The organism is Micrococcus sp. KRD012 (assembly GCF_017168555.1).
Classification (GTDB): Bacteria; Actinomycetota; Actinomycetes; order Actinomycetales; family Micrococcaceae; genus Micrococcus; species Micrococcus luteus.
The window spans coordinates 34,554-59,780 of record NZ_JABFBB010000019.1 but is presented as its reverse complement, the minus strand read 5'-3'; the positions used below and the strand labels follow the sequence as shown (position 1 = coordinate 59,780).

General features: G+C 74.3%; 21 protein-coding genes. 20 read left to right on the top strand and 1 reads right to left on the bottom strand.

All coding sequences use genetic code 11. From position 1 onward, the window contains the following. The first annotated feature begins 8 nt into the window (after positions 1-8). From aroC to J1M37_RS07915, 18 genes are all read left to right on the top strand, one after another. Positions 9-1,244, top strand: a complete 1,236-nt coding sequence (gene aroC, locus J1M37_RS08000) for a chorismate synthase (RefSeq protein WP_036336604.1) — start codon at positions 9-11, stop codon at positions 1,242-1,244. Beyond that, positions 1,241-1,945: a shikimate kinase gene (locus tag J1M37_RS07995; RefSeq protein WP_044659812.1), complete on the top strand. Its 705-nt coding sequence runs from the start codon at positions 1,241-1,243 to the stop codon at positions 1,943-1,945. The genes aroC and J1M37_RS07995 overlap by 4 nt, the downstream gene beginning before the upstream one ends. Next, positions 1,942-3,111 (top strand): 3-dehydroquinate synthase, encoded by a 1,170-nt coding sequence (aroB, locus tag J1M37_RS07990; RefSeq protein WP_081097731.1) that lies wholly within the window; start codon positions 1,942-1,944, stop codon positions 3,109-3,111. The genes J1M37_RS07995 and aroB overlap by 4 nt, the downstream gene beginning before the upstream one ends. 120 nt (positions 3,112-3,231) lie before the next feature. Then, on the top strand, positions 3,232-3,795 hold the full coding sequence (gene efp / locus J1M37_RS07985) for an elongation factor P (RefSeq protein WP_002857030.1): 564 nt from the start codon (positions 3,232-3,234) through the stop codon (positions 3,793-3,795). Continuing rightward, positions 3,788-4,240 carry a transcription antitermination factor NusB gene (gene nusB / locus J1M37_RS07980; protein ID WP_044659811.1) on the top strand — a complete coding sequence of 151 codons (453 nt, stop codon included), beginning with the start codon at positions 3,788-3,790 and terminating at the stop codon, positions 4,238-4,240. Before efp ends, nusB begins: the two co-directional genes overlap by 8 nt. Positions 4,241-4,409: 169 nt before the next feature. Further along, positions 4,410-5,018 carry a bifunctional pyr operon transcriptional regulator/uracil phosphoribosyltransferase PyrR gene (gene pyrR, locus J1M37_RS07975; RefSeq protein WP_036313707.1) on the top strand — a complete coding sequence of 203 codons (609 nt, stop codon included), beginning with the start codon at positions 4,410-4,412 and terminating at the stop codon, positions 5,016-5,018. 3 nt (positions 5,019-5,021) lie between these two features. Beyond that, the gene (locus J1M37_RS07970) at positions 5,022-6,005 is read left to right on the top strand and encodes an aspartate carbamoyltransferase catalytic subunit (RefSeq protein WP_036313715.1); all 984 of its coding nucleotides are present in this window, start codon (positions 5,022-5,024) and stop codon (positions 6,003-6,005) included. Continuing rightward, entirely contained in the window at positions 6,002-7,381 is a 1,380-nt protein-coding gene (locus tag J1M37_RS07965) for a dihydroorotase (RefSeq protein ID WP_036313718.1), read from the top strand. The genes J1M37_RS07970 and J1M37_RS07965 overlap by 4 nt, the downstream gene beginning before the upstream one ends. Beyond that, positions 7,378-8,004, top strand: a complete 627-nt coding sequence (locus tag J1M37_RS07960) for a PH-like domain-containing protein (RefSeq protein WP_012750893.1) — start codon at positions 7,378-7,380, stop codon at positions 8,002-8,004. The genes J1M37_RS07965 and J1M37_RS07960 overlap by 4 nt, the downstream gene beginning before the upstream one ends. Further along, positions 8,001-9,185, top strand: coding sequence for a glutamine-hydrolyzing carbamoyl-phosphate synthase small subunit (gene carA, locus J1M37_RS07955; RefSeq protein ID WP_036313720.1), 1,185 nt, complete (start codon positions 8,001-8,003; stop codon positions 9,183-9,185). Before J1M37_RS07960 ends, carA begins: the two co-directional genes overlap by 4 nt. A gap of 3 nt (positions 9,186-9,188) precedes the next feature. Next, the gene (gene carB / locus J1M37_RS07950; protein WP_010078599.1) at positions 9,189-12,494 is read left to right on the top strand and encodes a carbamoyl-phosphate synthase large subunit; all 3,306 of its coding nucleotides are present in this window, start codon (positions 9,189-9,191) and stop codon (positions 12,492-12,494) included. After that, positions 12,491-13,378 carry an orotidine-5'-phosphate decarboxylase gene (gene pyrF / locus J1M37_RS07945; protein WP_036313723.1) on the top strand — a complete coding sequence of 296 codons (888 nt, stop codon included), beginning with the start codon at positions 12,491-12,493 and terminating at the stop codon, positions 13,376-13,378. The genes carB and pyrF overlap by 4 nt, the downstream gene beginning before the upstream one ends. Before the next feature lie 137 nt (positions 13,379-13,515). After that, complete coding sequence (gene mihF / locus J1M37_RS07940) at positions 13,516-13,830, top strand: integration host factor, actinobacterial type (protein WP_036313727.1); 315 nt, start codon at positions 13,516-13,518, stop codon at positions 13,828-13,830. 71 nt (positions 13,831-13,901) lie between these two features. Then, a complete protein-coding gene (gene gmk, locus J1M37_RS07935) occupies positions 13,902-14,552 on the top strand; it encodes a guanylate kinase (protein WP_010078602.1) in 651 nt (216 codons plus the stop codon). A 66-nt stretch (positions 14,553-14,618) separates the two neighbouring features. Then, positions 14,619-15,059, top strand: a complete 441-nt coding sequence (rpoZ, locus tag J1M37_RS11735) for a DNA-directed RNA polymerase subunit omega (RefSeq protein WP_036313731.1) — start codon at positions 14,619-14,621, stop codon at positions 15,057-15,059. A 7-nt stretch (positions 15,060-15,066) separates the two neighbouring features. Beyond that, positions 15,067-16,353 (top strand): bifunctional phosphopantothenoylcysteine decarboxylase/phosphopantothenate--cysteine ligase CoaBC, encoded by a 1,287-nt coding sequence (gene coaBC, locus J1M37_RS07925; RefSeq protein WP_036313734.1) that lies wholly within the window; start codon positions 15,067-15,069, stop codon positions 16,351-16,353. A gap of 15 nt (positions 16,354-16,368) precedes the next feature. Continuing rightward, positions 16,369-17,631 (top strand): methionine adenosyltransferase, encoded by a 1,263-nt coding sequence (gene metK / locus J1M37_RS07920; protein WP_036313737.1) that lies wholly within the window; start codon positions 16,369-16,371, stop codon positions 17,629-17,631. Between the two features lie 13 nt (positions 17,632-17,644). Beyond that, positions 17,645-19,807, top strand: a complete 2,163-nt coding sequence (locus tag J1M37_RS07915) for a primosomal protein N' family DNA-binding protein (RefSeq protein ID WP_313955198.1) — start codon at positions 17,645-17,647, stop codon at positions 19,805-19,807. Between the two features lie 66 nt (positions 19,808-19,873). Here the strand turns inward: J1M37_RS07915 and J1M37_RS07910 are convergent, their stop codons facing one another. Beyond that, a complete protein-coding gene (locus J1M37_RS07910) occupies positions 19,874-20,929 on the bottom strand; it encodes an alpha/beta fold hydrolase (protein ID WP_206452425.1) in 1,056 nt (351 codons plus the stop codon). Between the two features lie 291 nt (positions 20,930-21,220). On the opposite strand from J1M37_RS07910, the gene J1M37_RS07905 reads away from it, so the two are divergent. Next, positions 21,221-22,546, top strand: a complete 1,326-nt coding sequence (locus J1M37_RS07905; protein ID WP_143739888.1) for a YkvI family membrane protein — start codon at positions 21,221-21,223, stop codon at positions 22,544-22,546. Between the two features lie 157 nt (positions 22,547-22,703). Further along, positions 22,704-25,211 (top strand): leucine--tRNA ligase, encoded by a 2,508-nt coding sequence (leuS, locus tag J1M37_RS07900; RefSeq protein ID WP_049146791.1) that lies wholly within the window; start codon positions 22,704-22,706, stop codon positions 25,209-25,211. Positions 25,212-25,227: the final 16 nt, after the last annotated feature.

Genomic DNA, 25,227 nt, shown 5'->3' with positions numbered 1-25,227 from the left:
TGCACGCCATGGTGCGCTGGTTGACAGCGGGGGAGTCTCACGGCCCCGCGCTCACAGGAATCGTAGAGGGACTGCCGGCCGGGATCCCGGTCACGACGCAGGACGTGCAGGACGCGCTCGCGCGCCGCCGCCTGGGGTACGGGCGCGGCGCGCGCATGAAGTTCGAGCAGGACGCGGTGACGATCCTCGGCGGCGTCCGCCACGGCCGCACCCTCGGCTCGCCTGTGGCGATCCAGGTGGGCAACACGGAATGGCCCAAGTGGGAGAAGGTGATGGCCGCCGATCCCGTCCCCGCGGAGGAGCTCGACGGTCTGGCCCGCAACGCGGCGCTCACCCGCCCGCGGCCCGGCCACGCCGACCTGACCGGCATGCAGAAGTACGGCTTCGACGAGGCCCGCCCCCTCCTCGAGCGCGCCTCCGCCCGTGAGACCGCCGCCCGTGTGGCCCTGGGCACCGTCGCCCGCGCCTTCCTCGGCGAGCTCGGCGTGCGGATCGTCTCCCACACCGTGGCCTTCGGGGAGGCCGCCCTGCCGGAGGGCCACCCGTTCCCCGTCCCCGAGGACGAGGCCCGCCTCGACGCCGACCCGGTCCGCTGCCTCGACCCGCAGACCTCCGCGGCGATGGTCGCCGAGGTCGACGACGCCCACCGCGCCGGGGAGACCCTCGGCGGCGTCGTGGAGGTGCTGGCGTACGGCGTGCCGATCGGCCTGGGCTCCCACGTCCACTGGGACCGCCGCCTCGACGCGCGGCTGGCGGGGGCGCTCATGGGCATCCAGGCGATCAAGGGCGTGCAGGTCGGCGACGGGTTCGCCACGGCCGCCCGACGCGGCACCGCCGCCCACGACGGGATCGCCCGCGGCGCGGACGGCCGCCCCCGGCGCACGACCGACCGGGCCGGCGGCATCGAGGCCGGCATGTCGACGGGCGAGCTGCTGCGCGTGAGCGCCGCGATGAAGCCGATCGCCACGGTGCCGCGCGCACTGCCCACGGTCGACGTCGCCACGGGCGCGGAGACCACGGCCCACCATCAGCGCTCCGACGTGGCGGCCGTGCCCGCCGCGGGCATCGTCGCCGAGGCCATGGTCGCCCTCGTCCTGGCCGACGCGATGCTCGAGAAGTTCGGCGGCGACTCCGTGGCCGAGACGCGCCGCAACCTCGAAGCGTTCCAGGCCGCGGTCCCCGCCCTGCCGGAGCCGGGCGCCGACGTCGTGGCGGACGGCCCGATGGGCGACCCCCTGCCGTGACCGACACCCCCGGGACCGCGCCGGCCCCGGGACCGGACCCGAGCACGCGTCCCGTCCCCGGGCCCGTCACCGTGTGCCCGTGGGAGGGCATGATCGGTGCCCTCGAGGCGCGCCTGACGGCCGCGGCCACGGTGGCCGCCGCGGCCGACGAGGACCCGGCCGCGCGCCCGGCCCGCCGGATCGTCCTCGTCGGCCCGATGGGGGCCGGGAAGACGACGGTCGGCCGGGCCCTGGCCGCCGTGACCGGGCTGCCCTTCGTGGACTCCGACGAGCTGTTCACCCAGGTGCACGGCCCGATCCCGGAGTTCTTCGCCGAGCACGGCGAGGCCGCGTTCCGGGCGGAGGAGGCGCGCGTCATCGGCCATGTGCTCGGCCGACCCGCCCCGTGCGTCCTCTCGTGCGGCGGCGGCGCCGTCCTGCATCCGGGCACCCGCCGCGCGCTGGCCGGGCCGGACTCCGACGTCGTCTACCTCGCGGTCGGAGAGGAGGAGGCGCTGCGCCGCGTGGGCGGCGGCGCGGGCCGCCCCGTCCTGGCCGGAGACCCCGCCGGGACCTGGCGGCGCATCCTCGCCGAACGCGAGGGGCTGTACCGCGAGGTCGCCGACCTCGTGCTCGACACCACAGGCCTGACGGCCGCCGAGGCGGCCTGGCGTATCGTGGGGGACGCCCACCGCCCCCGAAGGAGTGAGTCACACCCATGACCGACCGTGAGCCGGACATCACCGAGCAGGAGACCCCGGGGGCGGCGCCCGCGGCCGCTCCGGCCGCACCCGAGGACGTGACGGTCATCCCCGTGGCCGGCGGCCACGAGGCGGCCGTGCACGGCGGCTACGACGTGGTGGTGGGCCGGGGCCTGCTCGCGCGCCTGCCGGACATGCTCGGCCCGACCGTCCGACGCGTGCTGGTCATCCATCCGCGCGCCCTCCGGGCCACCGGCGACGTCGTCAAGAACGACCTCGAGGCCGTGGGCCTGACCGCACTGACCGCCGAGATCCCGGACGCCGAGGAGGGCAAGCACCTGCAGGTGGCCGGGTTCTGCTGGCAGGTGCTCGGCCAGAACGACTTCACCCGGTCGGACGCGATCGTCTCCGTGGGCGGCGGCGCCGTGTCCGACCTGGCCGGCTTCGTGGCGGCCACGTGGCTGCGCGGCGTCCGCGTCGTGCACATGCCCACCACCCTGCTGGGCATGGTGGACGCGGCGGTGGGCGGCAAGACCGGCATCAACACCGCCGAGGGCAAGAACCTGGTGGGGGCGTTCCACAATCCGGCCGGCGTGCTGGCGGACCTGGACACGCTGCTCACCCTGCCGGCCAACGAGCTGATCTCCGGCCTGGCCGAGGTCGTGAAGTGCGGCTTCATCGCCGACCCCGCGATCCTCGACCTCATCGAGGAGGACCCGGCCCAGGCCCAGAACCCGCACTCCGCGCGGCTGCGCGAGCTGATCGAGCGTTCGATCCGGGTCAAGGCGGACGTCGTCTCCCGCGACCCCCGCGAGTCGGGCGCCCGCGAGGCGCTGAACTACGGCCACACGATGGGGCACGCGATCGAGCTCGCCGAGCGCTACCAGTGGCGCCACGGCGCCGCGGTGTCCGTGGGGCTGGTCTTCGCGGCCGAGCTGGCCCGCTCCCTCGGCCGGCTCGACGACGCCACCGCGGACCGCCACTGGTCGGTGCTGACGGCCCTGGGCCTGCCCGTCTCCTACCGCGGGGACCGGTGGCAGACCCTGCTCGAGGGCATCCGCCGGGACAAGAAGAACCGCGGCGACCAGCTGCGCTTCGTCCTGCTGGACGGGCTCGCGCAGCCCACCACCGTGGACATCCCGGACGCGTCCCTGCTCTTCGCGGCGTACCAGGAGATCGCAGAGTGAGCCGCCGCTGACCCCGGCCCCGCGCGGGGCCTCCCGTAGACTGGCCCGCGCACATCCAAGACCCCACCCACTGCAGGCGGACCCGTGACGGTCCGCGAGACCGATCGGGAGCACACACACGTGGCAACGAGCAACGACATCAAGAACGGCGCCGTCCTGAAGCTGGAGGGCCAGCTCTGGAACGTCACCGAGTTCCAGCACGTCAAGCCGGGCAAGGGCGGCGCGTTCGTCCGCACCAAGATGAAGAACATCACCACGGGCAAGGTCGTGGACAAGACCTTCAACGCCGGCGCCAAGGTCGAGTTCGCCACCGTGGACCGCTCCGACTACCAGTACCTCTACCAGGACGGCGCGGACTACGTGTTCATGGACGTCAAGGACTACGACCAGATCACCGTGCCCGGGGCCGTGGTCGGCGACGCCGCGAAGTACATGCTCGAGAACACCCAGGTGGTCATCGCCCTGCACGAGGGCACGCCGCTGTACCTCGAGATGCCGGCGTCCGTGGTCCTGGAGATCACCTACACCGAGCCGGGCCTGCAGGGGGACCGCTCGTCCGCCGGCACCAAGCCCGCCACCGTGGAGACCGGCGCCGAGATCCAGGTGCCGCTCTTCGTCGAGCAGGGCACCCGCGTCAAGGTCGACACCCGCACCGGCGACTACCTCGGCCGCGTCAATGACTGAGCGGGCCTCCGCCGGCTCCGCTGCCAAGCGGGGGACCACGGCGCGCAGCCGCTCCCGGCAGCGTGCGGTGGAGATCCTGTTCGAGGCCGAGCAGCGGGGCTCCAGCGCGCTGGAGGGCATCCGCACCCGCCGCGAGAGCACCGATCTGCAGGTGAACGCCTACACCCAGCGGCTCGTGGAAGGCGTCATCGCGGACCAGGAGCGGCTCGACGAGGCCCTGAGCTCCTACTCCCGCGGCTGGTCCCTGGACCGCATGCCCGCCGTCGACCGGGCGATCCTGCGCGTGGGGGCCTGGGAGCTGCTGTTCCAGGACGACGTGCCGGACGCCGTCGCCATCTCCGAGGCCGTCGCCCTGGCCGCCCAGCTGTCCACGGACGACTCGCCCGAGTTCGTCAACGGTCTGCTCGGCCGCCTGCAGCAGGTCAAGCCGACGCTGCTCGCCTGAGCGGCCGAGAGCTCCGTCACGAGGCCCGTCCCGCACCGCGTCATCCGCGCCGTGGGGCGGGCCTCGCTGGTAGAGTCGGCGACGTCCCGCGCGGGGGCCCACCGGCGCCCCGGGACGAACCACGCATCCTTTAAGAGCCGTCCTGTGAGGCGGGGAAGGAGGCGCCGGCATGGGAACTGACCCCGCCGCACCTCGTGCTGCCCGGACCGTGCTGTCCACGTCCGAGATCGACCGGGCGCTGACCCGGATCGCCCACGAGATCCTCGAGTCCAACAAGGGCGCCGAGGGTCTCGTCCTGATGGGGATCCCGCGCCGCGGGGCCCCCCTGGCCCGGCGGCTCGGCGCCCTGCTGGCCCGCATCGAGCCGGCCTTCGACCCCACCGCCGCCGTCGGTGAGGTGGACGTGACGCTCTACCGGGACGACCTCCGCCGCGGCACGGCCCGCACCCCGATGCCCACCCGCCTGCCCGAGGTCCCCCTCGACGGCGCCGTCGTCGTGCTCGTGGACGACGTCCTCTTCTCCGGCCGCACCGTCCGGGCCGCCCTCGACGCGATCGCCGACCTGGGCCGCCCCGCCGCCGTGCGCCTGGCCGTCCTCGTGGACCGCGGGCACCGCGAGCTGCCCGTCCGGGCCGACTTCGTGGGCAAGAACCTGCCGACCTCCACCGCCGAGCGCGTCCAGGTCCGGCTCATGGAGGTCGACGGCCCCGAGGGCACCGGCGAGGTCACTGAGGACGCCGTGAGCATCGTCGACCGTGTCGCGACCCGGGAGGGTTGAGCCGTGCGCCACCTGCTGTCCACCGCCGACCTCTCCCGCGCCGACGCCCTCGCCGTCCTCGACACCGCCGAGGAGATGGCCGCCGTCAACCAGCGCGAGGTCAAGAAGCTGCCCGCCCTGCGCGGCCGCACCGTGGTGAACCTCTTCCTCGAGGACTCCACCCGCACCCGCATCTCCTTCGAGGCCGCCGCCAAGCGGCTCTCCGCGGACGTGATCAACTTCTCCGCGAAGGGGTCGTCCGTCTCCAAGGGGGAGTCGCTCAAGGACACCGTCCAGACGCTCGAGGCCATCGGCGCGGACGCCATCGTGATGCGCCACTGGTCCTCGGGCGCGGCCCGCCAGCTGGCCGACTCCGGCTGGGTGCGCTCCGCCGTCGTGAACGCCGGCGACGGCACCCACGAGCACCCCACCCAGGCCCTCCTGGACGCCTTCACCCTGCGCCGGCGCCTCGCCGCGGCGACGGGAGAGGACCTGGTCGGCCGGGACCTGACCGGCATGCGCGTGGTGATCGTGGGGGACATCCTGCACTCGCGCGTGGCCCGGTCCAACGTGTGGCTGCTCAGCACGCTGGGCGCACAGGTCACCCTGGCCGCCCCGCCCACCCTGCTGCCCGTGGGCGTGGCCGCGTGGCCGTGCCAGGTCACCTACTCGCTGGACGAGGCCCTCGACGCCGGCCCCGACGCCGTCATGATGCTCCGCGTCCAGGCCGAGCGAATGGGCGGCGCCTTCTTCCCGTCCGCAGGGGAGTACACCCGGACCTGGGGGCTGACCGACGACCGCTTCGCCCGCCTCACCGCCGGCCGGGGCGCCCTGCTCGACGAGCCCGTGGTCATGCACCCCGGCCCGATGAACCGCGGCCTGGAGATCAGCCCGGCGGCGGCGGACTCGCCCCGCAACACCGCCCTCGAGCAGGTCGCCAACGGCGTGTCCGTCCGCATGGCGGTCCTGCACCTCGTCCTCAACCACGACCAGGAGGTCCGCCCGTGAGCGCCCCCAGCCCCGCCCCCCTGCTGCTGCGCAGCGCGCGCCTGACCACGGGCGAGACCGCCGACGTGCTCGTCGCCGAGGGCCGGATCGCCGCCCTCGGCCCGGACGCCGCGACCCACGCCGCCGGCCTCGACCCGGCCCCCGAGGAGGTCGACTGCGCCGGCCTGGTGCTGCTGCCCGGGCTCGTCGACCTGCACACCCATCTGCGCCAGCCCGGCAAGGAGGACGCGGAGACGGTCGAGACCGGCACCCGCGCCGCCGCGATGGGCGGCTTCACCTCGGTCCACGCGATGGCCAACTCGACGCCGACGGCCGACACCGCCGGCGTGGTGGAGCAGGTGTGGCGGCTGGGCCGGGACGCGGGCTGGTGCGATGTGCACCCCGTGGGCGCGGTGACCGTGGGCCTGGCCGGCGAGGCCCTGGCCGACCTCGGCGCGATGGCCGACTCGCAGGCCCGCGTGCGGATGTTCTCCGACGACGGCATGTGCGTCCACGACGCCGTGCTGATGCGCCGTGCGCTCGAGTACGTGAAGTCCTTCGGCGGCTTCGTGGCCCAGCACGCGCAGGAGCCGAACCTCACCGCCGGCGCCCAGATGAACGAGTCCGAGCTCTCCGGCGTCCTCGGCCTGGCCGGCTGGCCCGCCGTGGCGGAGGAGGCCATCATCGCCCGTGACGTGCTGCTGGCCCAGCACGTGGACTCCCGCCTGCACGTGTGCCACGTCTCCACGGCCGGCTCCGTCGAGCTGATCCGCTGGGCCAAGGCCCAGGGCGTGGCCGTGACCGCCGAGGTCACCCCGCACCACCTGCTGCTCACCGAGGAGCTCGTCCGCTCCTACGACCCCGTGTTCAAGGTCAACCCGCCGCTGCGCCGCGAGTCCGACGTGATGGCCCTGCGCGCCGGGCTGGCCGACGGCACCATCGACACCGTGGGCACCGACCACGCCCCACACACCGCCGAGACCAAGCAGTGCGAGTGGACGGTCGCGGCGATGGGCATGACGGGCCTCGAGACCGCCCTGTCCGTGGTGCAGCAGGCGATGGTGGACACCGGCCTGATGGACTGGGCCGGCGTCGCCCGCGTAATGTCCACGGCGCCGGCCCGGATCGCCGGCCTGACCGACCAGGGCCAGGCCGACGAGCGCGGCGTCCCGCGCGTCGGCGCCGTGGCCAACCTCGTGCTCGTGGACCCGCAGGCCCGCCGCACCGTGGACCCCGAGCAGCACCTGACCAAGTCCCGCAACAGCCCGTACCGGGGCATGGAGCTGCCGGGCGCGGTACGCCACACGGTCTACCGCGGCGCCCGCGTCGTCGCCGACGGCGCCCCCGCCCGGCCGTACCGCCACCCGGCCCTGACGGAGACGGGGGAGCGCGCGTGAGCATCACCTCCCTGGCCGCCGCCCTGGCGGCCCGTCCCGTCCCGCCGCGGACCCCGACGAAGGACTACGCGGACGTGTGGCTGCCGGTGACCCTGGGCACCCTGGCCGTCGTCCTCGTGCTGCTCGGCCTGCTGGCCCTCGGGTGGCGGGCCCGCCGCCGGGCGCAGGCCGGGATCCCGGCCCCGGCCCCCGTGCCGACGGCCCTCTACGACGCCGAGCCGACGCTGTCCGCGGAGGGCATGCACGTGGGCACGGTGCGCGGCGAGGACCGACTGGACCGCGTGGCGGTGCACGGCCTGGGCCTGCGCTCGCGCGCCGTCCTCGAGGTCCACGACGCCGGCACCCACCGCGGCCTGCTCGTGCTCCGCCCCGGGGCCGCCAACCTGTTCATCCCCGCGGACGACCTCGTCGAGGCCGGCCTGTCCGGCGGGATCGCCGGCAAGTTCGTCGAGCCGGGCGGGCTCGTCGCCTGGGGCTGGCGCCTCGGCGACGTCGAACTCACCTCCGCCTTCCGCCCCGACCGCCCCGAGGACCGCGACCGGCTCCTCGCCGCCCTGCAGACCATCATCGACCCCGCCCCGGCCGACCCGGCCGGCCGCGCAGGAGAAGGAGACCCCCGATGAGCACCCCCACCGACGACCTGGCCCTGCTCGTCCTCGAGGACGGCACCGTCCACCGCGGCCGGGCCTACGGCGCCCGCGGCCGCACCCTGGGCGAGGCCGTGTTCACCACGGGCATGACCGGCTACCAGGAGACCCTCACCGACCCGTCCTACGCGGGGCAGATCATCGTGCAGACCTCCCCGCACATCGGCAACACCGGGGTCAACGACGCCGACCGCGAGTCGCGGGCGATCTTCGCCGCCGGCTACGTGGTCCGCGACGCGGCCCGGCGTCCGTCCAACTGGCGCGCCGAGCGCACCCTCGACGAGGAGCTCGAGACGTTCGGCGTCGTCGGGATCCGCGAGGTCGACACCCGGGCCATCACCCGCCGCCTGCGCACCGAGGGCTCGATGCGCGCCGGCGTGTTCTCCGGCGAGCACGCCGCCCGCCCGGAGGCCGAGCTGCTGGCGGAGGTGCGCGCCCAGCCGTCGATGGCCGGCGCCCGCCTCGCGGAGTCCGTCACCACGGAGCAGCCGTACGTCATCGAGCCGGCCGAGCACGGCTGGGAGGGCGAGCCGATCGCCGAGATCGCCGCCCTCGACCTCGGCATCAAGGCCGCCACGCCGCGGCACCTGGCCTCCCGCGGCATCCGCGTGCACGTGCTGCCCGCGGCCACGGACCTGGCCGGCATCCGCGCCGTGGACCCGGACGGCGTCTTCCTGTCCAACGGCCCCGGCGACCCGGCCACGGCAGACGCCCAGGTGGAGCTGCTGCGCGAGGTCCTCGACGCCGGCCTGCCGTTCTTCGGCATCTGCTTCGGCAACCAGATCTTCGGCCGCGCGCTCGGCTTCGACACCTACAAGCTGAAGTTCGGCCACCGCGGCCCGAACCAGCCGGTGCTGGACAAGGCCACGGGCCGCGTGGCCATCACCTCCCAGAACCACGGCTTCGCCGTGGACGCCCCCCTCGGCGAGCCGATCGAGGCGCCGGAGTCGCGCTTCGGCCGCGTCGAGGTCTCCCACTGGTCCCTGAACGACCAGGTCGTCGAGGGCCTGCGCCTGCTCGACCGGCCCGCCTTCTCCGTGCAGTTCCACCCGGAGTCCGCGGCCGGCCCCAACGACACCCTCGACCTGTTCGACCGCTTCGTGCAGCTGCTCACCGAGCACCGCGCCGCCACCACCCCCGCCACCGAAGGAGCCTGATCCATGCCCAAGCGCACCGACCTGAAGTCCGTCCTGGTCATCGGCTCCGGCCCCATCGTGATCGGCCAGGCCGCCGAGTTCGACTACTCGGGCACCCAGGCCATCCGCGTCCTCAAGGAGGAGGGCGTCCGCGTCGTCCTCGTCAACTCCAACCCGGCCACGATCATGACCGACCCGGAGCTGGCCGACGCCACCTACGTCGAGCCCATCACCCCGGCCGTTGTCGCCAAGATCATCGAGAAGGAGCGCCCGGACGCCCTGCTGCCCACCCTGGGCGGCCAGACGGCGCTGAACACCGCCATCGCCCTCGACAAGGACGGGGTGCTCGAGCGCTTCGGCGTCGAGCTGATCGGCGCGAACATCGAGGCCATCGAGCTCGGCGAGAACCGCGAGCTGTTCAAGGGCGTCGTGGAGCGTGCCGGCGGCGAGTCCGCCCGGTCCCACATCGTGCACACGATGGAGGAGGCCCTGGCCGCCGTCGAGGACCTGAAGTACCCCGTGGTGGTGCGCCCCTCGTTCACGATGGGCGGCCTCGGCTCCGGCATGGCCTACGACGAGGCCGACCTGTACCGCATCTGCGGCGCCGGCCTGCAGTACAGCCCGACCTCCGAGGTCCTGCTCGAGGAGTCCATCCTCGGCTGGAAGGAGTACGAGCTGGAGATGATGCGGGACAAGAACGACAACGTCGTCGTCGTCTGCTCCATCGAGAACGTGGACCCCGTGGGCGTGCACACCGGCGACTCCATCACCGTGGCCCCGGCCATGACGCTGACGGACCGCGAGTACCAGAAGCTGCGGGACATCTCGATCAACGTCATCCGCGAGGTCGGCGTGGACACCGGCGGCTGCAACATCCAGTTCGCGGTGAACCCCGTGGACGGGCGCGTCGTCGTCATCGAGATGAACCCGCGCGTCTCCCGCTCCTCGGCGCTGGCCTCGAAGGCCACCGGCTTCGCGATCGCCAAGATCGCCACCAAGCTGGCCCTGGGCTACACGATGGACGAGATCCCCAACGACATCACCCAGAAGACCCCGGCGTCCTTCGAGCCGGTCCTGGACTACGTGGTCGTGAAGGTCCCGCGCTTCGCGTTCGAGAAGTTCCCGGCGGCGGATCCCACGCTGACCACCACCATGAAGTCGGTCGGCGAGGCCATGGCCATCGGCCGCAACTTCACGGAGGCCCTGCAGAAGGCCCTGCGCTCGCTCGAGCAGAAGGGCTCGGAGCTCGCGTTCCCGCAGGACGCCGACCCGCAGGCCCTGCTCGCGGCGGCGAGCACGGCCACCACCGACCGGCTCTCCCAGACCCAGCAGGCGCTCTACGCCGGCGCCACGATCGAGGAGGCCTTCGAGGCCACCGCGATCGACCCGTGGTTCCTGGACCAGTTCGTGCTCATCAACGAGGTCGCGGACGAGATCCGCGACGCCGAGGTCCTCGACGAGGCCCTGCTGCGCCGCGCCAAGCGGCACGGGTTCTCCGACGCCCAGATCGGCTCGCTGCGGCACATGGACGCCGCGGTCGTGCGCGGCGTGCGTCACGCCCTGGGCGTGCGCCCCGTCTACAAGACCGTGGACACCTGTGCCGCCGAGTTCGAGGCCTTCACCCCGTACCGGTACTCCAGCTACGACCTCGAGACCGAGGTCGCCCCGCACGAGGGCGAGTCGGTGATCATCCTCGGCTCGGGCCCGAACCGGATCGGCCAGGGCATCGAGTTCGACTACTCGTGCGTGCACGCCACCATGGCGCTGCGCGAGGCCGGCTACGAGACCGTGATGGTCAACTGCAACCCGGAGACGGTATCCACGGACTACGACATCTCCGATCGCCTCTACTTCGAGCCGCTCACGCTCGAGGACGTCCTGGAGGTCATCGCGGCAGAGGAGGCCTCCGGCGGCGTGCGCGGCGTCTTCGTGCAGCTCGGCGGCCAGACCCCGCTCAAGCTGGCCCAGCAGCTCGCCGACGCCGGCGTGCCGATCCTGGGCACCTCGCCCGCGGCCATCGACCTGGCCGAGCACCGCGGTGAGTTCGCGCTCGTGCTCGAGCGCGCGGGCCTGGTGGCGCCGAAGAACGGCACGGCCGTCTCCTTCGACGACGCCAAGCGCGTGGCGGACGAGATCGGCTACCCCGTGCTCGTGCGCCCCTCCTACGTGCTCGGCGGCCGCGGCATGGAGATCGTGTACTCCGAGGAGGCGCTGGCCCACTACGTGGCGCACGCGACGGAGATCACCCCCGACCAGCCGATGCTCGTGGACCGCTTCCTCGAGGACGCGATCGAGATCGACGTCGACGCCCTCTACGACGGCACCGAGCTGTACCTCGGCGGCGTCATGGAGCACATCGAGGAGGCGGGCATCCACTCGGGCGACTCCGCGTGCGTGCTGCCCCCCGTCACCCTGGGCCCGGACGTGCTCGAGCGCGTGCACCGCGCCACCGAGCGGATCGCGGCCGGCGTCGGCGTGCGCGGCCTGATCAACATCCAGTTCGCGCTCGCCTCGGACGTGCTGTACGTGATCGAGGCGAACCCGCGCGCCTCGCGGACCGTGCCGTTCGTCTCGAAGGCCACGGGCGTCCAGCTGGCCAAGGCGGCCGCGCGGATCGGCGTCGGCGAGAGCATCGCCGACCTGCGCGCGGCCGGCATGCTGCCCACGGCGTACGACGGCGGCACCCTGCCGATCGGCGCGCCCGTGGCGGTCAAGGAGGCGGTGCTGCCGTTCACCCGCTTCCGCACCGCGGAGGGCCGCGTGGTCGACTCGCTGCTGGGCCCGGAGATGCGCTCGACGGGCGAGGTCATGGGCATCGACAAGCACTTCGACACCGCGTTCGCCAAGTCCCAGTCCGCCGCCGGCGGCCCGCTGCCCACCTCGGGGCGCGTGTTCGTGTCGGTCGCGAACCGGGACAAGCGCACCCTCGTGGGCCAGGCCAAGCGCCTCGTCGACCTCGGCTTCCAGGTGGTCTCCACCGGCGGCACCGCCGAGGTGCTGCGGCGCAACGGCATCCCCGCGGAGGTCGTGGCGAAGATCGCCGACGCCGGGCACGAGGACGGCGCGGGCACCGTGCTGGAGCAGCTGCACGCCGGCACCGTCGATCTCGTGCTGAACACGCCCTCCGGCGGCGACGCCCGCACGGACGGCTACGAGATCCGCGCGGCCGCGACGTCGCTCGGCGTGCCGGTGATCACGACCACGGCCGAGTTCGGGGCGTGCCTGCAGGCCATCGAGGCCATGCGGTCCTACGAGTGGTCCGTCACCTCACTGCAGGAGCACGACGCGCGCCTGCAGCAGGCTGTCGCCGGTCCGGAGGCCGCGGCGTGACCACGACGGCGACGGGCGGCGCGGGGCCCCGCGCCCCCTTCGGGCGGCGGCTGGCCCAGGCCATGGAGACGGCCGGTCCGCTGTGCCTCGGCGTGGACCCCCATCCGGGCCTGCTGCGGCAGTGGGGCCTGAGCGACACCCCGGCGGGCCTCGAGGCGTTCTCCCTGACCGCCCTCGAGGCGGCGGTGGGTCCCGAGGGGCCCCGCGTGGCGGCGATCAAGCCCCAGGTGGCGCTGTACGAGCGCCACGGATCGGCCGGCCTGGCGGCCCTGGAGCGGCTGCTCGCGGCCGCCCGAGACGCCGGGGTGCTCACGATCGCGGACGCCAAGCGCGGTGACATCGGCTCCACCATGGACGGCTACGCCGCCGCGTGGATCGCCGATGCCTCGCCCCTGGCCGCGGATGCGGTGACGCTCAGCCCGTACCTGGGTTTCGGCACCCTCGTGCCGACCATCCGCGCCGCCCACGAGGCCGGCCGCGGCGTGTTCGTCCTCGCGCTGACCTCCAATCCGGAGGGCCGCGAGGTCCAGCACGTGGGCGAGGGGTCGGCCGAGGGATCGGTCGCCCGGCGCATCGCCGCGGCGGCGGCCGCCGAGAACGCGGCCCTGCGCGGCGACGACGCGTGGGGGCCGGTGGGACTCGTCTTGGGCGCCACGGTGGCCGCCGAGGCGGACCGCCTCGGCCTGGACCTGCCGGCCCTCGGCGGGCCCCTGCTGGCGCCCGGGTTCGGTGCCCAGGGCGCCACGGCCCGGGGCATGCGGGCCGACTTCGGGACGGCCTGGCCGCAGGTCTTGGCGACCTCGTCCCGCGGCATCCTGAGCGCGGGCCCGTCGGTGGCCTCGCTGGTGGACACGATCGAGGAGAATCGCGCCGCCCTGCGGTGACGCCCGCGTCCTCCCGGCGCGCCCGTGCCGTGTGGACGGGATGGTATCTTCCCTTTCGATCGGCTGTGCTCGTCGTCCTTGACGGTGGAAGGGTCTCGACGGGGCCGGTGAGGAATGAGAGGCATCGAGGTCAGACCATGGCGTTGCGGCAGCTCAGTGTGCAGGAGCGGGCGGAGGCCCGGAGGAAGGCCCTCCAGGCCCGCCAGGCGCGGGCGGAGCTCAAGGCGGCCTTCGCCGCCGGTGCGGTCGGCCTGGCCGACGTGTTCGCGCGCGCGGACACCGAGGACGCCGTCGCCCGCCTGCGGACCGTGGACCTGCTGCTGGCCCTGCCGGGCGTGGGCGAGGTCCGGGCCCGGGAGACGATGGCGGGGTGCGGCATCTCGCCGCGGCGTCGGCTGGGCGGCCTGGGCCGTCGTCAGCGCGAGGCGTTGATCGCCTATATTGGCCGGTGACCCCCACACCCCGGCGGGTCGGCGCCGGCCCGGGTGAAGGGCCTGCGAGGCCCGTCCCACCAGGAGGATGCGTGACCGACACGTTCGACCCCGGACCCGCCCCCGCCGTCCCGGTGGCCCGCACCGCCGTCCAGGAACGCCCCCCGGGCCCGGGCGTCACCGTCCTGGCAGGACCCACCGCCGTCGGCAAGGGCACCGTCTCGGCCTATGTCCGCGAGCACTATCCCGAGGCCTGGCTGTCCGTCTCCGCCACCACCCGCCCGGCGCGCCCGGGTGAGGAGGACGGGGTGCACTACTACTTCACGACGCCGGAGGAGTTCGACTCCCTCGTCGAGGCGGACGAGATGCTGGAATGGGCCGTCGTCCACGGCGTCCACCGCTACGGCACGCGGCGCGACCGTGTGATGGAGGCCGTGGCGCAGGGGCGCCACGTCCTGCTGGAGATCGACCTGCAGGGCGCGCGCCAGGTCCGCCGTGCGCTGCCGGAGGCCACCTTCGTGTTCCTGGCGCCGCCGAGCTGGGAGGAACTCGTGTCCCGGCTGCTCGGCCGCGGCACCGAGAGCCCGGAGGAACAGCGGCGTCGGCTCGAAACGGCTAGACTGGAACTCGCAGCGGAACCCGAGTTCGACGCCGTCGTCGTGAACGACCGCGTGGAGCGGGCCGCCGAGGAACTGGTGAGACTCATGGGGCTGGACCCCGAGCGCCGTCCGACCGAGGCCTGAGGACCGGCCGCACCGACGCCGCACCCGGCGCCGACGTGACAGTGAGATGAAGACTTTGGAGACCCCGTGACCGAACAGTACGAAGGCATCGTCAACCCGCCCATCGACTCCCTGCTGGAGCGGGTCGACTCGAAGTACGCCCTGGTGCTCTTCGCCGCCAAGCGGGCCCGGCAGATCAACGCCTACTACTCGCAGCTGCACGAGGGGCTGTTCGAGTACGTCGGCCCGCTCGTGGACACCCAGCTGAACGAGAAGCCGCTGTCCATCGCCCTGCGCGAGATCGAGGCCGACCTGCTCGAGTCCCACGAGGCCGTCGAGGCCACCCCGGAGGCCGACCTGGCCGCCGAGGACTTCGGCGACTTCTCCCTGCCGGGCGAGGACGACCCGTTCGCCACCCTCGAGTCGTCCGACGCCCACCAGCCGATGGGCGATCCCGCCGCCATCGAGGAGGCCGCCGAGACGGTGCGCGCCGAGGAGGGCACCTCCGAGGACGCCACGGAGGCCTGAGCCCGTCATGGAGATCGTCCTCGGGGTCGGCGGCGGCATCGCGGCCTACAAGGCGGCGCTGCTGCTGCGCTTGATGACCGAGGCCGGCCACGGCGTGACCGTGGTGCCCACCGCCAACGCCCTCGAGTTCGTGGGCGCGGCGACGTGGGAGGCCCTCTCCGGTCGCCCGGTCCGCACGGACACGTTCGAGGCGGTCGACGAGGTGAACCACGTCCGGCTCGGCCGGCGTGCGGACCTCGTGGTGGTCGCGCCGGCCACGGCCGACCTGCTCGCGCGCACCGCCGCGGGGATGGCGCCCGACCTGCTGGGCAACGTGCTGCTCACCGCCACGTGCCCCGTCGTCCTGGCCCCCGCCATGCACACCGAGATGTGGCACCACCCCGCCACGGTGGCCAACGTCGCCCTCCTGCGCGAGCGCGGCGTCACGGTCGTGGATCCCGCCGTGGGCCGCCTCACCGGGGCCGACTCCGGCGCCGGACGTCTGCCCGAGCCCGCCGAGATCTGGGAGCGTGCGCAGGCCGCCGCCGCCGCGGGCGCCCCGCGCCGTCCCCGGGCCTCCGGGTCCGACGCCGAGCCGACGCCCGGCCCGCTGGCCGGTCGCACCGTGGTGATCACGGCCGGGGGCACCCGCGAGGCCCTGGACCCGGTCCGCTACCTGGGGAACCGCTCCTCCGGCAAGCAGGGGGCCGCCCTGGCGCGCGCCGCCCTCGACGCCGGCGCCACCGTGCGGTTCGTCGCCGGGTCCATGTCCGTCCCGACGCCCGAGGGCGTCGAGCGCGTCGTGCCCGTGGAGTCCACGCAGGACCTGTTGGACGCCGTGCAGGCGGAGGCCGCCGACGCCGACGTCCTCGTGATGGCGGCGGCCGTCGCGGACTTCCGGCCGGCCGAGGTCTCGGACGCCAAGATGAAGAAGGGCGACGACGGCGGCGCGCCCGTCATCGTGCTCGAGCGCACCCCGGACGTGCTCGCCACGGCCGTGCGCACCCGCTCCGAGGGCGGGCCCATGGCCCCGCTCATCGTCGGCTTCGCCGCGGAGACCGGCGACGCGACGTCCTCCGTGCTCGAGTACGGCCGGGCCAAACTGGCGCGCAAGGGCTGCGAGATGCTCGTGGTCAACGAGGTCGGCACGGACAAGGTGTTCGGCCGGGACGAGACCGCCGTGACCATCCTGTTCGCCGACGGCCGCCCCGCCGTGGAGGCCGCAGGCTCCAAGGACGAGGCCGCGGCCGCCGTCGTGCAGGCGATCGTGGATGACCTCGCCGGTCGCGACCCCGTCGGCGCGTCGGGCCGCTGACCTAGACTGTGCGGCATGACCGATGCCGCCTCGCTGAGCCCCGCCCGCCACGCCGACCCGTATTCGGGGGTGGGCGGCGGAGAGCTCCGCCTCTTCACCTCCGAGTCCGTCACGGCGGGCCACCCCGACAAGATCTGCGACCAGATCTCCGACGCCATCCTGGACGCGATCCTCGCCGCCGACCCGTCGGCGAAGGTGGCCGTGGAGACCCTGACCACCACCGGCCTGGTGCAGGTGGCCGGCGAGGTGAACACCTCAGCGTACGTGGAGATCCCCAGGATCGTGCGCGAGACCATCCTGGACATCGGCTACGACTCCTCGGCCAACGGCTTCGACGGCGCCCAGTGCGGCGTGAACATCTCCATCGGCCAGCAGTCCTCGGACATCTTCGCCGGCGTCTCCCGGTCCCTCGAGGCCCGCGAGTACGGCTCGGCGGACGAGGTGGACGAGCAGGGCGCGGGGGACCAGGGCATCATGTTCGGCTACGCCACGGACGAGACCCCGGCGTACATGCCCATGCCCATCTACCTCGCGCACCGGCTCTCCGAGCGGCTCACCGCGGTGCGCCGGGCGGAGAACACGCCCATGCCGTACCTGCTGCCGGACGGCAAGACGCAGGTCACCATCGGCTACGCGCCCGGCCACGTGCCCACCACGGTCGAGGCCGTGGTGGTCTCCACGCAGCACCACGAGTGGGTCACGCAGGAGCAGCTGCGGGCGGACGTGGAGGAGCACGTGATCCGGCCCGTCATCGAGCGCTCCGGCCTCGACACCTCCGGCATGCGGATCATCATCAACCCGGGCGGCAAGTTCGTCATCGGCGGCCCCGTGGGCGACGCCGGCCTCACCGGTCGCAAGATCATCGTGGACACCTACGGCGGCATGGCCCGGCACGGCGGCGGCGCCTTCTCCGGCAAGGACCCGTCCAAGGTGGACCGCTCCGCCGCCTACATGCTCCGCTGGGTCGCGAAGAACGTGGTGGCCGCCGGCCTCGCCTCGCGCGCCGAGTTCCAGGTGGCCTACGCGATCGGTTCGGCCCGGCCCGTGGGCCTGTACGTGGACACCTTCGGGACGGCCACGGTGCCGGAGGAGAAGATCATCGAGGCCGTGAACGCGGTGTTCGACCTGCGTCCGGCCGCCATCGTGAAGGAGCTGAACCTCCTGCGGCCCATCTACCGACGGACCGCCGCGAACGGCCACTTCGGCCGGGACGACGCCGACTTCACGTGGGAGCGCACGGACCGCGTCGAGCAGCTGCGCGCTGCCGCCGGCCTCTGACCCGGAGGCGGGCATCACAGACGCGCTGTTCGCCCTCCCGGAGCCGGAGGACGCGCCCCGACTGCCGGAGCGGGCCGAGGGGTGGCCGGAGCGGCCGATCGCACGCGTCCTGCTGGACTCGCCCGTGCCGCACCTGGACCGCGAGTTCGACTATCTCGTGCCCGTGGCCCTGGACGACCGGGCGGTCCCCGGCTCCCGCGTGTCCGTCCGCTTCGGCGGACGGGCCATGACGGGCTGGCTCGTCTCGCGGGAGCAGGAGCCGGCCACCGGCGCCCAGCTCACCGAGCTCACCGGCGTGCTCACCGTCATCCCGCCGCTGACGGAGGAGGTCCTGGCGACCGCGCGCGCGGTGGCCCGCCGCCAGGCCGGCGTCGTCACGGACGTGCTGCGGGCCGCGGTGCCCCCGCGCGTCGCGCAGGTCGAGAAGGCCGCCCTGGCGGAGGACGCGGAAACCGCCGCGGACCACCCTGTGACGCTGACCGGCACGGACGCCGAGCGCCCGGAGCCTCCCGCGGCGGAGGAGGGCCTCGTGCCCACGGTGTGGGAGTCCCTTGAGGGGGGCACCGCGTTCGTGTCCGCCGTGCTGGCCGGGGACGCCGCGCGGGCGGCCGCCGTCGTGCCCTCGCGCCTGTTCGAATGGGACGAGGCGGGCGCGCTGGCCGCCCTGGCGCGCACGGTGGCCGCCTCGGACGGCGGCGTCCTACTGCTGGTGCCCGACCACCGCGACCTCGACCGGCTCTGCGCCGCCCTCGACGAGCACGTGGGGGAGGACGCCTACGCGCGGATCGGCTCCGAGGACGGCAACACGCCCCGGTACCGCGCCCACCTGGCCGCGCTGCGCGGCACCCGGCGCATCGTGGCCGGCACCCGGGCCGCCGTGTGGTCGCCCGTGCGCGACCTGCGGCTGGTGGTGCTCTGGGACGACGGCGACGACGCGTGGGCAGAACCCCGCGCGCCCTACTTCCACGCCCGAGAGGTCGTGCTGGAGCGGGCCCGCGCGACCGGCGCGGCGCTGCTCTTCGCCGGGCCCTCCCGGTCCGTCCCGGTGCAACGGCTCGTCGAGTCGGGCTGGCTGCTGCACCTGGGCCCCTCCCGCGCGACCCAGCGGGAGCTCGGGCCGCGGGTCGTCTCCACCGCCGACGCCTGGGAGACGGCGCGCGACCCGTTCGCGCAGCGGGCGCGGTTGCCGCAGGCCGCCTGGGCCGCCGCCCGCGCCGCGCTGCTCGGGCCACGGCCCGGCCCGGTGCTCGTGCAGGTGGCCCGGGCCGGCTTCATCCCCGCCCTCGTGTGCGAGCGCTGTCGCACGCCCGCCCGCTGCCGCGTCTGCGCGGGGCCGCTGGGCTTCCGCGACGCGCGGGCCGCCCGGCACGGGGAGGTGGCGTGCCGGTGGTGCGGCACCCGGGAGCGCGGCTTCCGGTGCACCGAGTGCGGCGGCACGACGCTGCGGGCCGGGGCCCGCGGCGTGGACCGCACGGCCGAGGAGCTGGGCCGGGCGTTCCCGCGCGTGCCCGTGCACGCCTCCTCGGCGCAGCACATGCTCGGCTCGGTGCCGCCCGGGCCCTCCCTGGTGGTGGCGACCGTGGGGGCCGAGCCGGTGACGCCCGACGGCTACGCGGCCGCCCTGCTGCTCGACGGGGACAGCCAGCTCCAGCGCGAGGGCCTCGACGTGCCGGGCCGGGTGCTCGCCCGCTGGCTCGCGGCCGCCTGCCTGGTCCGCCCCGCCTCCGACGGGGGCGTCGTGGTGGTCACCGCGGACGCGGGGGAGGCGGTGAACGCGCTCGTCCGACGGGACCCCGACGGCTTCGCCGCGCGCCAGGTCGCCGAGCGGCGCGAGCTGCACCTTCCTCCCGCCGGCCGCCTCGCAGAGGTCACGGGGGAGGCCGCCGCCGTCGCGGAGTACCTCGAGCTCGTGGAGGCCGCCCGCCGGGAACGGCCGGACGAGGACGTCCACGAGGATCCGCACTCGGCCCCGCTCGACGGCGGCCCGGCGCGACTGCCCTGGATCGGGCCGGTGCCGGACCCCGCCGACGAGATCCGCTCCCGCGCCCTGCTGATCTTCCCGTACGCGGCGGCCGAGGCCACCGTCGGCGCCCTGCGCGCCGCCCGGTCCGCGGCGAGCGCTCGGCGCGAGACCGCCCCGGTGCGGGTGCGGCTCGACCCGGCCGGGGTGCTCTGAGGGGGCGGCCGGACCGGCCCCCAGCCCGAGGGGCCGGAGCGCGGCGACGCCGGGGCGACGACGACGTCAGCGGCCGGCGCGGCGGAACCAGTCGCGGATCAGCGCCGCGCAGGCGGCCGGCCGCTCGTAGTGCAGCAGATGCCCGACGCCGTCGAGGACGTGCAGCTCCGCTGTGCCGCCCGCGGCGTCGATCGCCGCGGCGAGCGCCTCCTGTGCCGGCACCGAGCCCAGCGGATCCTCCCGCCCCGCGACCAGCAGCACCGGCAGGGTGAGGCGGGCGGCGACGTCGGCCACGGAGCCCGTGCTCGAGGCGCGGTACGCCTCGGAGAGCATGCGCGCGGAGGCGAAGCCCGAGAAGTGACGCCGGTGCTGGTCATGGGTGTACGCAAGGACATCCCTGTCCCTGGTGCGGGTCATGGCGAGCGTGGTCGCCCACACGACCGGCGGCGCGCCCAGCAGCAGCCGCGCCGGGCGCTCGGGCAGGCGGGCGGCGACCTCGTAGTACCCCTCGGCGACGGCGGCCAGCACCCGGCTCGACACGGACGCGGACGCCTGCAGCGCGGGTTCGGCGATGGGGTTGAGCAGGGCCAGCCGTCCCCACCGGGACGGGTCCCGGGCGACCAGCTCGGCCGCCACCGTCGTCCCGTAGGAGTGCGCGACGAGCACGGGGGTCGTCGGCAGACCCAGGGCGGTGACGACGGCGGCCACCGCGTCCGCGTGATGGGCGACGGTGTGCTCGGCGCGGGGGAAGGGCTCCGAGGCCCCGAAGCCGGGCAGCTCGATCGAGTGGATCGGATGCTCCGGGAGCGCGTCGGCCAGCAGGGCGAGGCCGTGGTGGTCCCCGCGGAAGCCGTGCACGAACACCAGCGGGGCCGCGGCCGCGTCCCCCTCGGGTGCCCCGGGCGATCCCGGCGCGGCCTCCGGAACGGGGGCGTACTCCCACACGGCCACGGACGACGGGGTCCCGCTGACGGGGTCCGGGACGGCCAGGGTGCGCCGGCGGGGCGTCCGGGCGCGGTGGCCCGTCAGCACGCCGGGATCGGCGGGCGCCGCGGGCGGCCGCAGAAGATCGCGCAGGCGGACGGGCGGGCCCGGGGAGGCGGGCGGCGTCGGGGCAGGCACGTCCCCACCCTAGCCAGGCCGGCCTGGAACCTCACCGACGTCACCCACGCCTCCCGCACGCTCCTGTTGGACCTGGACGCGGGGACGGGGTCCGCCGAGGCGCTCGACCTCATCGCGGCCGCGGGCGTGCCCGCGGGAGGGCGGCCCTGGGGTGGGCCTGAGGCCACGCTGCCGGAACCCGGCGACGCCTGGTCCTGGCCACGATGGCGCGCGCGTGCCTACCGTACTCCGGCCCGTCCCCGGTCCCGGGGCCCGCACGGGCGCACCCCGTCCCCCACGAAAGGCCCATGCGTGCAGCACCCCGTCGCCCTCAGATCCCTGAAGATCGCCCTCGCCTTCGTCGGCCTGCTCGTCGGCGCCGGCTTCGCCACCGGCGCCGAAGTCATCCAGTACTTCGTGGGCTTCGGCTGGATCGGCATCGTGGGCGCGGGACTGGCCGGCCTGCTCGTCACCGCCGGCGGCGCCGTCATCCTCCAGCTGGGCAGCGTGTTCCTCGCGGCCGACCACAAGGTCGTCTTCCGCAGCGTCTCGCACCCCGTGATGGCCCGGATCCTGGACGTCGTGGTGACGGTGACGCTCTTCGCGATCGGCGTCGTCATGCTCGCCGGGGCGGGCTCGACGCTCGCCCAGCAGTTCGGCTGGCCGACGTGGGCGGGCTCCACCCTGATGACCCTGCTCGTGCTCGTGACGGGCATGCTGGACGTGGAGAAGGTCTCCGCGATCATCTCCCTGATCACGCCCCTGGTGGTCGTCGCGGTCGTGGCCGGGTTCGTCCACGTCCTGGTCACCCGCGACGGCGGCTTCACCGCCCACGAGTCCCTCGCCGTCCAGGCCACCACGCCGGTGGACCCGTGGTGGCTGTCCTCGGTCAACTACTTCGGCCTCGTCGTCGTGATGGCCGTGTCCATGTGCCTCGTGATCGGCGGGTCCATCACCCACCCCCGGGAGGCGTTCCTCGGCGGCCTCACCGGTGGCCTGATGTACACCGCCCTGCTCCTGATGGCCTCCACGCTGCTCTACCTCGGCTACGCCGAGATCGGCCGCGCCGACGTCCCCATGCTGCGGCTGTTCGCCTCGATCGCGCCCTGGCTGGGCTGGGCGATGGTCGTGGTGATCTACCTGATGATCTTCAACACCGCGATCGGCATGTTCTACGCGCTGGGACGCCGCCTCACGGCCGACCGCCCGGGCCGCTACCGGCCCGTGTTCGCCGGCGTCACGCTGCTGGCCTTCGCGGTGAGCTTCGTCGGCTTCGGCGACCTGATGAACGTCGTCTACCCGGCGCTGGGCCACCTGGGGATCGTGCTCGCGCTCGTGCTCCTCGTCTGGTGGCTCACCCACCGCCGGCAGATCTCCGCCGAGTCGGGGCTGCGTCTGCGCCTGCTCGCGCTGCTCCGCCTGCGTGAGCATCCGGAGAAGACCTTCACGGCCCAGCACGCAGTGCAGCTGCAGGAGGCGGTCGGGGACTCCGTGGCGGCCCCGGACGCGGTGACGGAGGCCCTCGAGGACGAGGTCGCCCAGGTGCTCGAGGAGGACGACGCGCTCACCTCCGGAGGGGCGCGCCCCGGTCCCGACGCCGGGCCCGAGCGTCCGGCAGGCGGCAGCCACTCCGCCTGAAACCGCGTGCCCGGCCGGGCACGGCGTCTCGGAGCGGCCCTGCGGCCGGGCCGGGGCGCCGTCGCCGTAGGATGGGGTGGCCGGCCGTGCCGCCGGCCCCGTCCGCGCCGCCCGAGGGCCGGCGCCCCATCCCGACTGCGTGAGGACTCGAACCGCCGTGAGCCAGACCCCCGACAGCGCCGTGCCGGCCACCCCCAGCATCCCCGCCGACGCGGAGTACTCGTTCCGTGACGTGGAGGCCCGCTGGGCCGGGTACTGGGAGCAGGCCGGGACGTTCGCCCCGCGCGAGGACGGCTCCGAGACCCGCACCGTGGTCGACATGTTCCCGTACCCGTCGGGCGACCTGCACATGGGGCACGCCGAGGCGTTCGCGATGGGCGACGTCGTCGCGCGCCACTGGATGCAGCGCGGCTTCGACGTGCTGCACCCCATCGGCTGGGACTCCTTCGGCCTGCCGGCCGAGAACGCCGCCATCAAGCGCGACGCCCACCCGGCCGAGTGGACCTACGCGAACATCGAGACGCAGAAGCGCTCCTTCCAGCGGTACGGCATCGCCGTGGACTGGTCCCGTGAGCTGCACACCTCGGACCCCGAGTACTACCGGTGGACCCAGTGGCTGTTCCAGCAGCTGTACCGCAAGGGCCTGGCGTACCGGAAGGACTCCCCGGTCAACTGGTGCCCCCAGGACCAGACGGTGCTCGCCAACGAGCAGGTCGTGGACGGCCGCTGCGAGCGCTGCGGAACCGAGGTCACCAAGCGGACCCTGAACCAGTGGTACTTCCGCATCACCGAGTACGCGGACGCGCTGCTGGACGACATGGACCAGCTCACCGGCCACTGGCCCGAGCGCGTGCTCGCCATGCAGCGCAACTGGATCGGCCGCTCCGAGGGCGCCCACGTCGACTTCCAGGTCGAGGACGGCCCCGTCGTCACGGTCTTCACCACCCGGCCGGACACGCTGCACGGCGCGACCTTCATGGTGGTCGCCGCCGACGCGCCGCTGGCCGCCGAGCTCGCCGGCGACGACGTGCGGGCCGAACTCGAGGCGTACCGGGAGGACCTGAAGAAGGTCTCGGACATCGACCGCCAGGCCACGGACCGCCCGAAGAGCGGCGTGTTCCTGGGCCGCCACGCCGTGAACCCGCTGACCGGTGAGCGCCTGCCGATCTGGGCCTCGGACTACGTGCTGGCCGACTACGGCACGGGCGCCATCATGGCCGTGCCGGCCCACGACCAGCGCGACCTCGACTTCGCCCGCGCCATGGGGCTGCCCGTGCGCGCCGTGCTGGACACCGGCGAGGAGGACCCGGCCGTCTCCGGCGTCGCGACGACCGGCGAGGGCATCCTGGTGAACTCCGGGGAGCTCGACGGCCTGGACAAGACCGCGGCCATCGCGCGGGCCATCGAGATCGTGCAGGAGCGCGGCACCGGCCGGGGCACCACCACGTACCGGCTGCGCGACTGGCTGCTCTCCCGTCAGCGCTTCTGGGGCACCCCGATCCCCGTGGTCCACTGCCCGGACTGCGGCGAGGTGCTCGTGCCGGAGGACCAGCTGCCGGTCACCCTGCCGACCGACCTCAAGGGCGAGCAGCTCGCCCCCAAGGGCCAGTCGCCCCTGGCCGCGGCGACGTCGTGGGTCGAGGTGGACTGCCCGCAGTGCGGCGGCCCCGCGCGACGGGACACCGACACCATGGACACGTTCGTGGACTCGTCCTGGTACATGCTCCGCTACGCGTCCCCGAACGACGACGCCCGCGTCTTCGACCCCGAGGCCCTGCGTCGCTGGCTGCCCGTGGACCAGTACGTGGGCGGCGTGGAGCACGCGATCCTGCACCTGCTGTATGCCCGCTTCTTCACCAAGGCCCTGCACGACCTCGGCCTGGTGCCCTTCACCGAGCCGTTCCGCGCCCTGCTCAACCAGGGCCAGGTGCTCAACGGCGGCAAGGCCATGTCCAAGTCGCTGGGCAACGGCGTGGACCTGGGCGACCAGCTGGACGAGTTCGGCGTCGACGCCGTGCGCCTGACCATGGTGTTCGCCTCGCCGCCCGAGGACGACGTGGACTGGGCCGACGTCGCCCCGGGGGCGGCCGGCAAGTTCCTGGCCCGCGCGTGGCGCCTGGCCCGCGACGTCCGCGCGACGGGCGCCCCGGCCGGCACGGACCCGGCGGACGGGGCCGTGACCCTGCGCCGGGTGACGCACCGGACCGTGCACGAGGCCCAGCAGCTGCTGGACGACGGCAAGTTCAACGTGGTCGTCGCCAAGACGATGGAGCTGGTCAACGCGGCCCGCAAGGAGATCGACGCGGGCGCCGGCGCGGCCGACCCCGCCGTCCGCGAGGCCGCCGAGGCCGTGGCCGTGCTGCTCTCCCTCGTGGCGCCGTACACGGCCGAGGACATGTGGGTCCTCCTGGGCCACGAGCCCTCCGTGGTCCGCGCCGGCTGGCCCGCGGTGGACGAGGCGCTGCTGGTCGAGGACACCGTCACGGCCGTCGTCCAGGTCAAGGGCAAGGTCCGCGACACCCTCGAGGTGCCCGCGGACATCACCGCCGAGGACCTCGAGGCGCGCGCCCGCGCGTCGCAGAAGGTGCGGAACTTCATCGGGGACGCCGAGATCGTCAAGGTGATCGTGCGCGAGCCCAAGCTCGTGAACCTGGTGATCCGCTGACCGCGTGAGACCGGCC